We start from the raw sequence: 13809 nt of genomic DNA on the forward strand, positions 1-13809 counted from the left end.
TATGGCAACCTATGGAGAAGGCCCGACATGTCCGTGACCACCGAACGCCATGGCGACGTCCTGGTCGTACTGGCCGACAATCCGCCGGTAAACGCCCTGTCGGCCGCCGTCCGCACCGGGCTGAAAGCCGCGATCGAGCAAGCCGCCGCCGACGATGCGGTGCGCGCGGTCGTCATCGCCTGCGCCGGGCGGACCTTCTTCGCCGGGGCCGACATCACCGAATTCGGCAAGCCGCCGGTCGAACCGATGCTGCCCACGCTGGTCGACCAGATCGAGGCATCGGACAAGCCGGTCGTCGCCGCGATCCATGGCACGGCGCTGGGCGGCGGGTGCGAGGTCGCGATCGCCAGCCATTATCGCATCGCGGTGCCCAGCGCGAAGCTCGGCACGCCCGAGGTGAAGCTCGGCCTGCTCCCCGGCGCCGGCGGCACCCAGCGCCTGCCGCGTCTGGCCGGCGTCTCGGTCGCGCTGGAGATGGTGGCGAAGGGCGATCCAATTTCGGCGAAGAAGGCGCTGGACGCCGGCATCGTCGACCGGCTGGCCGGCGAGGACAGCCTGCTCGCCGACGCCATCGCCTTCGCCCGCGACGTCGCCGACGTCCGCCCCATCCCCCGCGCGTCCGGACGCTCGCTTTCGCCCGATCCGGAAGCCGTCGCCGCGTTCGAACAGGCGAACGCCCGCCGCTTCCGGGGCTTCGACGCCCCCGCCGCCAACATCGCCTGCATCGTGAAGGCGACCGAAACCCCCTATGCCGAGGGGGCGGAGTTCGAACGGCAGCAGTTCATGCAGCTGATGTTCGGCGTCCAATCGGCCGCACAGCGCCACATCTTCTTCGCCGAGCGCAAGGCATCGAAGATCGACGGGATCGCCGACGACGTGAAGCTCCGCCCGATCCACCGGGTCGGCATCATCGGCGCAGGCACGATGGGCGGCGGCATTGCGATGAACTTCCTGTCCGCCGGCATCCCCGTGACCATCGTCGAGATGCAGCAGGACGCGCTCGACCGCGGCACCGCGACCATCCGCAAGAATTACGACGCGACCGCTGCCAAGGGGCGGATGAAGCCCGAACAGGTCGACCAGGCGATGGGCCTGCTCACCCCCTCGCTCGACCTGACCGCGCTGGCCGATGTCGATCTGGTGATCGAGGCGGTGTATGAGGAAATGTCGGTCAAGCAGGACATTTTCGGGAAGCTGGACGCGATCTGCAAACCCGGTGCGATCCTGGCATCCAACACCAGCTATCTCGACGTCAACGTCATCGCGGGCGCGACGAAGCGGCCGCAGGACGTGGTGGGCCTGCATTTCTTCTCGCCCGCCAACGTCATGAAACTGCTGGAGATCGTGCGCGGCGATGCCACCGCCGACGATGTGCTGGCGACCGCCATGGCGCTGGCGAAGAAGATCCGTAAGGTCGCGGTGATCGCCGGCGTCTGCCACGGCTTCATCGGCAACCGCATGCTGGAGCCACGCCAGGTCGAGGCGATGAAGCTGCTGCTGGAGGGCGCGACGCCCGAACAGGTCGATCGCGTCCATGTCGCGTTCGGCATGCCGATGGGGCCGTTCCAGATGGCCGACCTGGCCGGCGTCGACATCGGCTGGCACCGCGACCCCAACCGGATCGAAAACCTGCGCGACGCCCTCGCTGCGGAGGGCCGCTGGGGCCAGAAGAAGCAGGCCGGCTTTTACGATTATGATGCCAAGCGCACGCCATCGAACAGCCCGCGCGTCGCCGAGATCATCGACGATTTCCGCCAGCGGACCAACACCCCGCAGCACGACGTGACCGATCAGGAGATCGTCGAGCGCACGCTCTACACCATGGTCAACGAAGGCGCGAAGATCCTGGAGGAGGGCAAGGCGCAGCGCGCCTCCGATATCGATGTCGTCTGGATCTATGGTTATGGCTGGCCGGTCTATCGCGGCGGGCCGATGTTCTGGGCCGATACCGAAGGGTTGAAGAAGATCGTCGAGGGCCTCGACCGCCACGGCTTCGAGGTCTCCCCGCTGCTGCGCGAAAAGGCCGAACAGGGCGGGAGGTTCTCGGCATGAGCGACCTCGCCCAATTCCGCGGCGACACCCGTGCGTGGCTGGAGGAGAACTGCCCGCCCTCGATGCGCGAGCCGGTTCGTGCGGACAGGGACGTGACCTGGGGCGGGCGCAATCCGACCTACGCCAATCCCGACCAGAAGCTCTGGCTCGACCGGATGGCGGCGCGCGGCTGGACCGTGCCCGACTGGCCGACGGCCTATGGCGGCGGCGGCCTGTCGCCGGCAGAAGCGAAGATATTGCGCGAGGAAATGGCGGCAATACATGCTCGCAACCCGCTCTATTCGTTCGGCATCTCGATGCTCGGCCCCGCGCTCCTCAAATACGGGACCGAGGCGCAGAAGCAGGAGCATCTGCCCAAGATCGCCCGCGGTGAAATCCGCTGGTGCCAGGGCTATAGCGAACCCGGCGCCGGCTCCGACCTCGCCGGGCTCCAAACCAGCGCGGTCGACGATGGCGACGACTTCATCGTCAACGGGCAGAAGGTGTGGACCAGCTATGCCGACAAGGCGGACTGGATTTTCTGCCTCGTCCGTACCGACCGTACGACCAAGCAGGCCGGGATCAGCTTCCTGCTGTTCGACATGGCCTCGCCCGGCGTCACCACCCGCCCGATCAAGCTGATCTCCGGCAATTCGCCCTTTTGCGAAACCTTTTTCGACGATGTGCGCGTGCCCAAGGCCAATCTGGTCGGCGAACTGAACAAGGGCTGGGACGTCGCCAAATATCTGCTCGGCCATGAACGGGAGATGATTTCCGGCATGGGGCTGACCGACGATCGCCCGCTGATCGATCGCGCCGTGGCGACGGTCGGGCTGGACGCGCAAGGCCGGCTGGCCGACCCGATGCTCCGCGCGGCGATCGCGACGTTCGACGTCCGCGCCCGCGCCTTCGCCGCCATGTCCGAACGTTTCCGCGACGAACTGAAGGCCAACCGTGCGCACCCTGCCCAGCCCAGCATGATGAAATATGTCGGGACCGAGCTGAACAAGACCCGCCACGAACTGACGATGGCGGCGGGCGGCAGCGACCTGCTCGAATGGGAGGGTGCCGACAGCAACGACGGGGCCGCCGCCCGCACATGGCTGCGGACCAAGGCCAATTCGATCGAGGGCGGCACGTCCGAAATCCAGCTCAACATCGTCGCGCGTCGTATCCTCGACCTGCCGACCCAGTGACCTTCTGCCAGGAATTGCCACCATGCCCCTGTTTCTGAACGAAGATCAGACGATGCTCGCCGACACCGCGCGCGAGTTTTTGAGCGAAGCCGCCCCGGTCGCGCACCTGCGCACGTTGCGCGATGCCAACGATCCGACCGGGTTCGACCGCGACCTGTGGGCGAAGTTCGCCGAGATGGGCTTTACCGGCATGATGGTGCCCGAAAGCGCCGGCGGGCTGGGCCTCGGCCATGTCGAGGCCGGGATCGTGCTGGAGGAGATCGGTCGCAACCTGTCGCCCTCCCCCTTCCTCACCACCTCGGTCGCCGCCGTCGCCGCGCTGACCGGGACGACGGCGGGCGAGCGTTGGCTGCCCGCAATCGCCGTCGGCAAGACCGTCGCGGCGCTCGCCATCGACGAGCGCGCCAAGCATGACGACCGCATCGCCCTGAAGGCCGAGCGCGCCGGCAACGGCTTCCGCCTGTCGGGCACCAAGCAGTTCGTGACCCACGGCCATGTCGCCGACCTGATCCTCGTCGTCGCCCGCACCGCCGGCAGCGCGGAGGACAAGGACGGCCTGACCCTGTTCGCGCTCCCCGCCGACACGCCGGGCCTGACCGCCGATCCGCGCCGGCTGGTCGACAGCAGCATCGCCGCGCGGCTGACCTTCGATGTGATGGTCGATGGCGACGCGGTGGTCGGCGACGTCGATGGCGGCGGCACCCCGCTTGCCCGCCTGCTGTCCGCCGCCCGCACCGGCGCTGCGGCGGAGTCGCTCGGGGTCGGTGACGGCGCCGCCACCCGCACGCTCGACTATCTGCGCCAGCGCAAGCAATTCGGCCAGACCATCGGCAGCTTCCAGGCGCTGCAACACCGCGCCGCGCACCTCTATTCGGAACTGGAGGTCGCCCGCGCCGCCGTGCTGAAGGCGCAGCAGCTGCTTGATGACGCGCATGCCGATGCCGACCTCGCCGTATCGGTGGCCAAGGCAATGGCCGGCATGGCCGCCACGCTGTCGGTGCAGGAGGCGGTGCAGATGCATGGCGGCATCGGCATGACCGACGCGGCGGACATCGGCTTCTTCATGAAGCGCGCCCGCGTCCTGACCGAGATGTTCGGCGATATCGGCTATCACGGCGACCGCGTGGCCCGCGCCGGGGGCTATTGATGGAGCCGACGCCTGCCGACCTGATCGCCGGCCTGACCCGCCTGCTCGATATCGAGGAGATCGATACCGACCTGTATCGCGGCGCCCGCAATCCCGGCGGGGTCGGTCGCGTGTTCGGCGGACAGGTGATCGCACAGGCGTTGCAGGCCGCCCAGCGTTCGATCGGCGGGGACAAGATCGCCCATTCGCTCCACGCCTATTTCCTGCGGGCGGGGGATGAGCAGCATCCGATCGTCTACCGCGTGGTCCGCGATTTCGCCGGGCGCAGCTTCGCCAACGCCCGCGTCATTGCGATGCAGCGCGGACAGGCGATCCTGAACATGGCGGCGTCGTTCCAGCTGCCCGAAGACGGCCTCACGCATCAGGACGCGATGCCCGACGTACCGCCGCCGGAGGCGCTGCCGACCGACCGCGACCTGCGCGAGGCGATGCAGGACCGCATCCCCGAGAAATATCGCCGCCTGTTCCTGCGCGCCCGCCCGATCGAAATCCGCCCGGTCGAGGCGGAGCACTGGACCGACCCGACCCGCCGCGTGCCGCTGCAACATGGCTGGTTCCGCGCCGCCGCGCCGATCGGCGACGACATGACGCTGCACCGCGCGATCCTGGCCTATGCCAGCGACATGATGCTGCTCGGCACCTGCATGTTGCCCCACGGCATCCACTGGATGATGGACAAGGTGCAGACCGCCAGCCTCGACCATGCGCTATGGCTGCACGAGCCGTTCCGCGCCGACGACTGGCTGCTTTACCAGACCGACAGCCCCTGGGCGGGCCACGCCCGCGGCTTCAACCGCGGCCGCTTCTTCAGCCGCGACGGACGATTGGTTGCAAGCGTCGCGCAGGAGGGACTGGTCCGGGTACGGGAATAGCGCATCCCATTGCGATCGTGCCCCGCGCAGGCGGGGGCCCAGGATTACTCTGTCCCGAAGCTGCTATTTGCCGCCCTAGGCTCCCGCCTGCGCGGGAGCACGATTTGGGCTGGTTCAACCCGGCTCGTGCAACGGACACCCGTTGAACCGCCGGCGATAGTCCGCCGAATGGTCATAGATCGGCTTGCGCACCCGGTTGACCCCACCCAGCGGCTGGTGCGCGGCCAGCCCGGTCCACACGCTAAAGCGCAGATTTTCGTCGACCTCGGCCACCTTCTCGGCCGACCAGCTATCCTGCGGATCGGTGCGGATCGTCGCGACGGTGAGGTACGGGCTGACCTCCTCCGGCCACGGCGTCGCCGCATCCTCGATCGGCTGGGCGTCGGTATCGCGCAGCAGCTGCACGCGGACCTCCCATGCGCCGCGTACCTTGCCCGCATCCGCCTGCATATCCTCGCGGATCGCGTCCGGACGACCGCTGGTGTCGATCACCCGGTCGGTCAGCGCGATTAGGTCGGGCGACACCGGCACCAGCTGATATTTCGCGACGAACGCGCCGTGGCGAAATGGCGTGGCGGAGAAATAGGTCTCGCCCAGCGGATGGACGTTCTTCGATCCGCCCATCGTCTTCAGTAACGTGCTTTCGGTCCCGACTGCTTCCAGCGCCGCCTCTGCCCCGCGCAGGACATAGGACAGCGCCTTCTTGGCCCATTCCGCCTTGTCGGTGGTCTTCGCCAGCAGCTTGAGGTTGCCCGCAAATTTCTGCGGCGTCGGCGCGGCAAAGGCCGGCGCGTTGACCATCACGAAATCCTGCGTTCGCCCTTCCGCGCCGGGCAGTCGTTCCCCCTCGACGTCCAGCACCTTCCACGCGAGACCACGCGGCAAACCGATCGCATCGTCGAGGATATCACCCGGATTGGTCGAAAGCCGCATCACCACGGGATGCGTCCCTGGCGTCGCAAACAGCCCCTGCGCCAGCTCGGGCGGCAGGTCGTCGTGGATCGTCAGCTCGCCCTTCAGGATGCCGTGCCCCTTGGCATGGACCGCGCGCACCGCCTTGCCATAATCCTTCGACGTCGTTTCGAGGATGGTGTCGAAAGACTGTTCCATCTGCGCGACCGTCGTCGCCTCATCGGGCTGTGGCTGTTCCAGCCCGGCCGAATAGCGGATCGGCGGTTTCAGCGTGGCGGTCATGTGGCAAACTCCTTGCATCTTGCAACGAGAAGCGCCGGCCACCCACTTCGTTCCGCCCGATCAGACGGCGGTACGCCCGTAATCCTGCCGTGTGACCGGATGGCTCGACGACAACCCGCCATCGACCGCCCATGCCTGTCCGTTGACATAGCTGGCCTCCGCCGAGGCGAGAAACAGCACGACCGCCGCCACCTCCTCCGGCTCGCCACCCCGGCGCAGCGGATTCAGCCGCCCGATCCGCGCCTCCTTGCCATGCTGGCGGGCATGGTCGTACACCATCGCGGTCATGCCGGTTTCGATCAGGCCGGGGCATATCGCATTCACCCGTACCCCCGATCCCGACAGCTGTTGCGCGGCGGTCTGGACCAGGTTGATGACCCCCGCCTTGGATGCCGAATAGGGTGCCCCACCCGCGCCCGATCGCAGCCCGGCGACGCTGGCGGTACACACGATCGCCCCACCACCCGCCGCCGCCATGATCGGCGCGGCATGGCGAATCGCCAGGAACGGGCCGATCAGGTTGACCCGCAGGATCTCCGCCCAATCCTCCGCCGTCGTGTCGAACAGCCCGGCGATCCCACCGGAGATGCCGGCATTGGCATGCACCACATCGATCCCGCCGAACGTCTCGACCGCCAGCGCGATCACCCGCGCGACATCCGCGTCCTGCCCGGCGTCCATGGTACAGGCGACCGCGCGGCCGCCCATGTCGCCGATCATCGCCGCCGTGACGTCTGCCTGCGCAACGTCGCCGCACACCACCCCGGCCCCTTCACGGGCAAAGGCCAAAGCGGTTGCCCGCCCGATCCCCGATCCCGCACCGGTGACCAATACCGACTTGCCATCGAACCGCATCACGCGCCTGCCTTCTTCGCGAAATCCCACGCCATCGCCGCCAGCATCGGCACGCGCTCGGCCATCGCCGCCGCCTGCGCGCTGGCGGCATTGCCGTCGCGGACGCGCTGCTTGATGCCCTGAACGATCCCGGTCAGGCGGAACAGGTTATAGGCGAAATACCACTCCAGCTTCGGCACGTCCGCCCGGCCGGTCGCGGCGCAATAGCGCGCCACCACCTCGTCCATCGTCGGGATGCCGCTGTCGCCGCCGGCCAGCCCCTTGATCCCCGACCGGCCGTCCGGATCGGTGCCCCAGTTCATCAGCAGATAGGTGAAGTCGGCCAGCGGATCGCCCAGCGTCGACAGCTCCCAGTCGAGCACCGCGACGACGCGCGGCTCCCCTTCGGCAAAGATCAAATTATCGATCCGGTAATCGCCATGGACGATCGCGGTGCGATCCTGCGGCGGGACGGTGCGCGGCAACCATTCGATCAGCCGCTCGACAGCGGGCAGGTCGTCGGTCTGGCTCGAACGATATTGCCGGGTCCAGCGCGCCACTTGCCGCTCGAAATAATTGCCGGGCTTGCCATAATCGCCAAGGCCCACCGCGACCGGATCGATCGCATGCAAGGCTGCCAAGGCGTCGATCATCGCATCATAATGCGCCCGCCGCTCGGCCGGGGCCATGTCCGGCATCGACGCGTCCCAGATCGTCCGCCCCGCGACCCGCTCCATCAGGTAGAAGGGCGCACCGATCACGTCGGCATCCTCGCACAGCGCAATCGGCCGGGGTACCGGAAACCCTGTCGGGTGCAGCGCGGAAATCAGGGCAAATTCGCGCTCGATCGCATGGGCGCTGGGCAAGAGCGGCCCGAACGGCTTCCGCCGCAACACGAACGACCCGGCAAGCAGGTCGACGCGGTAGGTCGGATTGCTCTGCCCGCCCGGATAGCGCGTAATCTCGACCGGCCCCGCCCCGACCGTCGCCGCCAGCCACGGTGCCAGCCGCGCGAGGTCGAAATCAGCGCCCATCGGCCACCTTCGCGAATTCGGCGCGGGCGATGGCGCGGTTGTGCACCTCGTCCGGCCCGTCGGCAAAGCGCAGCGTACGCACCCCCGCCCAGGCGGCGGCCAGCGGGAAATCCTCCGACACGCCGCCCCCGCCATGCGCCTGGATCGCATCGTCGAGGATCTGCAGCGCCATCGTCGGTGCCTGCACCTTGATCATCGCGATCTCGCCTTGTGCCGCCTTGTTACCCGCGCGGTCCATCATGTCGGCCGCCTTCAGGCACAGCAGCCGCGTCATCTCGATATCGATCCGCGCGCGGGCGACCCGCTGTTCCCAGATCGAGTGTTCCGCGATGGCCTTGCCGAACGCCACGCGCGATTGCAGTCGCTTCGTCATCGCCGCCAGCGCCATTTCCGCGACGCCGATCGTCCGCATGCAATGGTGGATGCGCCCCGGCCCCAGCCGCCCCTGCGCGATCTCGAACCCGCGCCCCTCGCCCAGCAACAGGTTCGCGGCGGGCACCCGCACCTGCTCCAGCACCACCTCGCCATGGCCGTGCGGCGCGTGGTCGTATCCATAGACCGGCAGCATCCGTTCGATCCGCACCCCCGGCGTATCCATCGGGACCAGGATCATGCTCTGCTGCTGGTGTCGCCGCGCATTCGGATCGGTCTTCCCCATCACGATCGCCACCTTGCAGCGCGGATCGCCGGTGCCCGATGACCACCATTTGCGCCCGTCGATCACATAGTCGTCGCCATCGCGCACGATCCGCGTCTCGATATTGGTCGCGTCCGACGACGCCACCGCCGGCTCGGTCATCAGGAAGGCGGAACGGATCGCGCCCTCCATCAACGGCCGCAGCCACCGCTCCTTCTGCTCGGCGGTCCCGTACCGGTGCAGCACCTCCATATTGCCGGTGTCGGGCGCGGAGCAATTGAACACCTCGCTCGCCCAATGCCACCGGCCCATTTCCTCGGCACACAGCGCATATTCGACATTCGACAGCTGCGTCCCCTCGAACGCGAAACTCTCATCCACCACCGGCGCGCCCGAATGGGGCGGCATGAACAGGTTCCAAAGGCCGGCGGCCTTTGCCTTGTCCTTCAGCGGCTCCAGCATCGCGACCGGGGCCCAGCGGTCGCCACGCGCGACCTCCTGGTGATAATCATGGTCGGCGGGGGCGACATGTTCGGCGATGAATGCCGCCACGCGGTCGCGATATTCGGTTTCGCGCGCACTGAACCGAAAGTCCAACATCCGTCTCCCGTTGCAACTCTTTTGCCCGGTCTATGCCATACCGGATATTCGGTAAAGCGCGGATGACGTCGCGGCATGGTGCAACAATGGGGCTTGGGGTCCACACCCGATCTGCTAGGGTTGCGCCATGACGACGACCGACGGGGCCACCAAACGCTACCGCGCCAAGCGCGACGCCATCCTTGCCGCCGCGGCGGAAGCGATCAACGAGGCGAGTGCCAAGGGCATGACCTTTGCCGATGTCGCACGCCGGGTGGGCCTCAATACCACCAGCGTCACCTATTATTTCAAGCGCAAGGAGGATCTGGCCGCCGCCGCGTTCGACCACACGCTCGACTGGCTACAGGCGACGCTCGACGAATCGCTCCGCGAACCAACCCCGCAGGCCCGCGTTGCGAAGTTCCTCGCCATCCATTTCGACCGCCAGCGCCGGATCGAGGCGGGCGAGGAACGCCCCGTCGCGATGCTGTCCGACCTGCGCGCGATGGAGGACCCGTTCAAGGCGCGCCTGCTCGCCGGCTGGCGCGAGGTGTTCCGCAAGACGCGCACGCTGTGGGGCGAACCGCGCGACCGCATCGCCAAGGATGTGCAGGGCGCCCGCGCGCACATGCTGCTGGAAAACTGCTTCTGGCTGACCGTCTGGCTCGATCGCTACGAACCCGACCAGTATGACCGGGTGCAGGCGCGGCTGATGGACGTGTTCACCCACGGCCTTGCCGGTCCCGGCCAGCGTTGGGACCCGCAGCCGCTGGTGCTGGAACAGGCCGATGCGGAGCCGGCGCGCGACGCATTCCTGCGTGCCGCCACCCGGCTCATCAACGAACTCGGCTATCGCGGTGCCTCGGTCCAGCGGATCGCGTCGGAACTGAACGTGACCAAGGGGTCGTTCTACCACCATCTCGATGCCAAGGACGATCTGGTCGCGGCCTGTTACCAGCGCAGTTTCGACACGATCTCCGCCGCGCAGCGCGCCGCCGACCGCGACGGCGGCAGCCATTGGCAGCGCCTGTCCAGCACGCTCGCCACGCTGGTCGATGCGCAGTTCACCGAACAGGGCCCGCTGCTGCGCACCACCGCGCTCGCCGGCCTGCCCGGTGGCGTGCGACAGGCGATGGTCGACCGTTCCAACCGCATCGCCCGCCGCTTTGCCGGCACGATCAGCGACGGCATCGCCGAAGGATCCGTGCGCGCGGTCGACCCGCTGATCGCGGCGCAGGCGCTGATGGCGTTGCAGAATGCCGCGTTCGACATGCGCAGCTGGGCATCGACCATGCCGCGCGACCGCGCGGTCGGATTCTATGCCTCGACGGTGATGACCGGGCTGTTCACCGACCCGGCACTGTGACCGGCATTGCGGACGGCTCGGGCCGGGCCAGCCGCAGGACGATATAGCCCAGCACGCCCGCCGCCAGCGATCCCGCCAGCACGCCGATCTTTGCCTCCGCCTGTAACAGCAGGTCGCCGGGAAAGGCGAGCAGCGTGATGAAGATGCTCATCGTGAAGCCGATGCCGCACAGCATCGCGACGCCCAGCAACTGCAACCGGCTCGCCCCGGCCGGGCAGTCCGCCACGCCGAGCCGGATGGCGAGGGTCGCGAAGCCGAACACGCCGACGACCTTCCCGATCAACAACCCCGCCGCGACGCCCAGCGTCACCGGTGCGGCCAGCGCGCCGGGCGGCAGTCCCAGTACCGGCACCGCGGCATTGGCAAGGCCAAAGACCGGAACGATCAGGAACCCGACCGGGACATGCAGCGCCTGTTCCAGCCGGTGCAGCGGGCTGACGCAGTCGCGATCCGACCGCGCCGGCGTCCGCTCCATCGGGATGGTCAGCGCCAGCATCACCCCGGCCAGCGTCGCATGGATGCCCGACAACAGCACCAACACCCACAGCACGGCACCGACGATCAGATAGGGGGCAAGCCGCCGCACGCCGCACCGGTTCATCGCGACCAGCACCAGCAGCGCGACCGCCGCCCCGGCCAGGGCGGGCAGCGACAGACCGGCGGTATAGAAGAACGCGATGATCGCCACCGCGCCCAGATCGTCGATGATCGCCAGCGCGGCCAGGAACACCCGGAGCGACCCCGGCACCCGCTTCCCCAGCAGCGCGATCACGCCCAAGGCAAAGGCGATGTCGGTCGCAGCCGGGATCGCCCATCCGGTCGCGGTCGGCCCGCGATTGAACGCCAGATAGATCAGCGCCGGCACGACCATGCCACCGGCCGCCGCGATCCCCGGCAACACCCGCCGCGACCATGACGACAGCTGGCCGTCCAGCATCTCGCGCTTGATCTCCAGCCCGACCAGCAGGAAGAAAATCGCCATCAGCCCGTCGTTGATCCAGTGCCCGACCGACAGCGGGCCCAGATGGACGTGCAGCAACGCGTCATAGTCCGGGCCAAACGGCGAATTGGCAATCAGCAACGCGACCAGCGCCGCACCCATCAGGACGATGCCGGCGGCGGCCTGCGAATGGAGGAAACGGCGCAGCGCACTTGGGCGCTTGGGGGAGATCGGGGGCATCGGCGCTCCAGCCACACGGGGGCGGCACTGGCGGCCCGACCAGCGCGAATACCCTGCCCGCCGCCTTGCCGCGCCGAACACCCGGCGCGGTCTATTGCATCCGAACCGGGCCGGAGCAAGCCATCGCCGCTACGCCAACACCCCGCGATATTCCTCGCGCAACGCCGCCTTCTTCAGCTTTCCCGTCGCGCTGTGCGGCAGGGCGTCGACGAAGATCACGCGGTCGGGCAGCCACCATTTCGCGACCTTCGTCGCCAGATGCGACATGATCGCGTCCGCCTCGACCGTCGCGCCGGGGCGCCGGACCACCAGCAATACCGGGCGTTCGTCCCAGCGGGGATGCGGCACGCCGATCGCCGCCGCTTCGGCGACGCCAGCGCAGCCGACCGCCGCATTCTCCAGATCGACCGAACTGATCCATTCGCCGCCCGACTTGATGACGTCCTTCGCGCGGTCGGTGATCTGCATCGTTCCGTCGGGGTGCAGCATCGCCACGTCGCCGGTGTCGAACCAGCCATCCGCCGTCAGCGCATCCCCACCCTCGTCGCGGAAATAGCGCTTGAGGACCCACGGTCCGCGCACCTGCAAACTGCCTGACGTCACACCGTCGCGGGGCAGCACCGCACCCTCGTCATCGACGGTGCGCAGTTCGACGCCGAACGGCACTTTGCCCTGCCGGCACACCTGATCGACCCGCTGGTCGAAACTCAGGTCGTCCCAGTCCGGACCCGGCGCACCCATCGTCCCGATCGGCGACGTTTCGGTCATGCCCCACGCATGGTTCACCCGAGCGCCCATCCGCATCAGCCGCTCGATCATCGCGCGCGGCGCGGCCGATCCGCCGATCGTCACGACCTTCAGGTGCTCCGGTCGATGGCCGGTCGCGTCCATATACTGGAACATCGCGAACCACACGGTCGGCACGCCCGCCGAATGCGTCACCCGTTCGCGGTTCATCAGGTCGCACAGCACGGCGGGATCGTTGACCGCCGAGAACACGATCTTCGCCCCCACCGCCGGCGCGGCAAAGGGCACGCCCCAGCCGACCGCATGGAACATCGGCACGACCGGCAGGCAGACGGCGCGCTGCGACAGGTCGAACTCGTCGGGTTGCAGCTCGGCAATGGCGTGCAACACGTTCGATCGATGGGTATAGACCACGCCCTTCGGGTCGCCGGTCGTGCCGCTGGTATAGCAGATCATGCACTGGTCGCGCTCATCGCCCTCGACCCAGGCATAATCGCCGCTCTCGGGCGCGATCAGCGCGGCGAACGAATCCGCGCCCTCGCCGTCCATGACGATGAAATGTTCGATCCCGGTCAGGCGCGGCTTCATCCGTTCGATGATCGGCGCGAATGCCGCATCGTACAGCAGCACCCGGTCGCCGGCATGATCGGCGATATAGGCCAGCTGGTCGTCGAACAGGCGCGGATTGATCGTATGGATGATCCCGCCCATCCCGATCACGCCGTACCACGCGATCAGGTGGTGGGCGTGGTTCATCGCCATCGTCGCCACCCGGTCGCCAGGCTTGATGCCGATCCGTTCCAGCGCCTGCGCCAGCCGCCGCGCATCGTGCGCGATTCCCGCCCAGTTGGTCCGCGTCTCGGTGCCATTGGCCCAGCGGGTCACGATCTCCCGACCACCATGCTCGCGCTCGGCATGATCGAGCAGCCGCGGTACTCGAAGTTCGAAATCCTGCATTCCGCCCAGCACGCGCACTCTCCTTCGCGAACGGG

General features: G+C 67.8%; 11 protein-coding genes. 5 read left to right on the forward strand and 6 right to left on the reverse strand.

The window, feature by feature from the left end; genetic code table 11:
- Positions 1-27: 27 nt before the first annotated feature.
- The 4 genes from ASE58_RS00660 to ASE58_RS00675 are packed head-to-tail and all read left to right on the forward strand — an operon-like array spanning position 28 to position 5246.
- Positions 28-2052: a 3-hydroxyacyl-CoA dehydrogenase NAD-binding domain-containing protein gene (locus ASE58_RS00660; RefSeq protein ID WP_055817034.1), complete on the forward strand. Its 2025-nt coding sequence runs from the start codon at positions 28-30 to the stop codon at positions 2050-2052.
- A complete protein-coding gene (locus ASE58_RS00665; protein ID WP_055817036.1) occupies positions 2049-3227 on the forward strand; it encodes an acyl-CoA dehydrogenase family protein in 1179 nt (392 codons plus the stop codon). The genes ASE58_RS00660 and ASE58_RS00665 overlap by 4 nt, the downstream gene beginning before the upstream one ends.
- Positions 3228-3249: 22 nt before the next feature.
- On the forward strand, positions 3250-4374 hold the full coding sequence (locus tag ASE58_RS00670; protein WP_055761082.1) for an acyl-CoA dehydrogenase family protein: 1125 nt from the start codon (positions 3250-3252) through the stop codon (positions 4372-4374).
- Positions 4374-5246, forward strand: a complete 873-nt coding sequence (locus ASE58_RS00675) for an acyl-CoA thioesterase (protein WP_156347547.1) — start codon at positions 4374-4376, stop codon at positions 5244-5246. The genes ASE58_RS00670 and ASE58_RS00675 overlap by 1 nt, the downstream gene beginning before the upstream one ends.
- A 114-nt stretch (positions 5247-5360) precedes the next feature.
- Here the strand turns inward: ASE58_RS00675 and ASE58_RS00680 are convergent, their stop codons facing one another.
- Genes ASE58_RS00680 through ASE58_RS00695 form a run of 4 tightly spaced genes read right to left on the reverse strand, consistent with a single transcriptional unit; the run spans position 5361 to position 9542 of the window.
- A complete protein-coding gene (locus ASE58_RS00680) occupies positions 5361-6440 on the reverse strand; it encodes a catalase family protein (RefSeq protein ID WP_055817040.1) in 1080 nt (359 codons plus the stop codon).
- Positions 6441-6500: 60 nt separating this feature from the next.
- Positions 6501-7295, reverse strand: coding sequence for an SDR family NAD(P)-dependent oxidoreductase (locus ASE58_RS00685; RefSeq protein ID WP_156347598.1), 795 nt, complete (start codon positions 7293-7295; stop codon positions 6501-6503).
- Positions 7295-8308 (reverse strand): phosphotransferase family protein, encoded by a 1014-nt coding sequence (locus ASE58_RS00690; protein ID WP_055817044.1) that lies wholly within the window; start codon positions 8306-8308, stop codon positions 7295-7297. Before ASE58_RS00690 ends, ASE58_RS00685 begins: the two co-directional genes overlap by 1 nt.
- Positions 8298-9542: an acyl-CoA dehydrogenase family protein gene (locus ASE58_RS00695; protein ID WP_055818059.1), complete on the reverse strand. Its 1245-nt coding sequence runs from the start codon at positions 9540-9542 to the stop codon at positions 8298-8300. Before ASE58_RS00695 ends, ASE58_RS00690 begins: the two co-directional genes overlap by 11 nt.
- A gap of 130 nt (positions 9543-9672) precedes the next feature.
- Here ASE58_RS00695 and ASE58_RS00700 point away from each other — a divergent pair, with 130 nt between their 5' ends.
- Complete coding sequence (locus ASE58_RS00700) at positions 9673-10890, forward strand: TetR/AcrR family transcriptional regulator (RefSeq protein ID WP_055761066.1); 1218 nt, start codon at positions 9673-9675, stop codon at positions 10888-10890.
- Here ASE58_RS00700 and nhaA read toward each other — a convergent pair.
- Complete coding sequence (nhaA, locus tag ASE58_RS00705; protein WP_055817046.1) at positions 10871-12070, reverse strand: Na+/H+ antiporter NhaA; 1200 nt, start codon at positions 12068-12070, stop codon at positions 10871-10873. The two genes, ASE58_RS00700 and nhaA, sit on opposite strands and share 20 nt — an antisense overlap.
- 129 nt (positions 12071-12199) lie before the next feature.
- Positions 12200-13774, reverse strand: a complete 1575-nt coding sequence (locus ASE58_RS00710) for a long-chain fatty acid--CoA ligase (RefSeq protein ID WP_055817048.1) — start codon at positions 13772-13774, stop codon at positions 12200-12202.
- Positions 13775-13809 lie beyond the last annotated feature (35 nt).

It is taken from the genome of Sphingomonas sp. Leaf9 (assembly GCF_001421355.1).
Lineage (GTDB): Bacteria > Pseudomonadota > Alphaproteobacteria > Sphingomonadales > Sphingomonadaceae > Sphingomonas.

Bases quoted from the DNA above. Each gene is read 5' to 3' on its own strand.
- ASE58_RS00660 (WP_055817034.1), top strand. From the start codon at position 28: ATGTCCGTGACCACCGAACGCCATGGCGACGTCCTGGTCGTACTGGCC.
- ASE58_RS00665 (WP_055817036.1), top strand. From the start codon at position 2,049: ATGAGCGACCTCGCCCAATTCCGCGGCGACACCCGTGCGTGGCTGGAG.
- ASE58_RS00670 (WP_055761082.1), top strand. From the start codon at position 3,250: ATGCCCCTGTTTCTGAACGAAGATCAGACGATGCTCGCCGACACCGCG.
- ASE58_RS00675 (WP_156347547.1), top strand. From the start codon at position 4,374: ATGGAGCCGACGCCTGCCGACCTGATCGCCGGCCTGACCCGCCTGCTC.
- ASE58_RS00680 (WP_055817040.1), bottom strand. From the start codon at position 6,440: ATGACCGCCACGCTGAAACCGCCGATCCGCTATTCGGCCGGGCTGGAA.
- ASE58_RS00685 (WP_156347598.1), bottom strand. From the start codon at position 7,295: ATGCGGTTCGATGGCAAGTCGGTATTGGTCACCGGTGCGGGATCGGGG.
- ASE58_RS00690 (WP_055817044.1), bottom strand. From the start codon at position 8,308: ATGGGCGCTGATTTCGACCTCGCGCGGCTGGCACCGTGGCTGGCGGCG.
- ASE58_RS00700 (WP_055761066.1), top strand. From the start codon at position 9,673: ATGACGACGACCGACGGGGCCACCAAACGCTACCGCGCCAAGCGCGAC.
- nhaA (WP_055817046.1), bottom strand. From the start codon at position 12,070: ATGCCCCCGATCTCCCCCAAGCGCCCAAGTGCGCTGCGCCGTTTCCTC.
- ASE58_RS00710 (WP_055817048.1), bottom strand. From the start codon at position 13,774: ATGCAGGATTTCGAACTTCGAGTACCGCGGCTGCTCGATCATGCCGAG.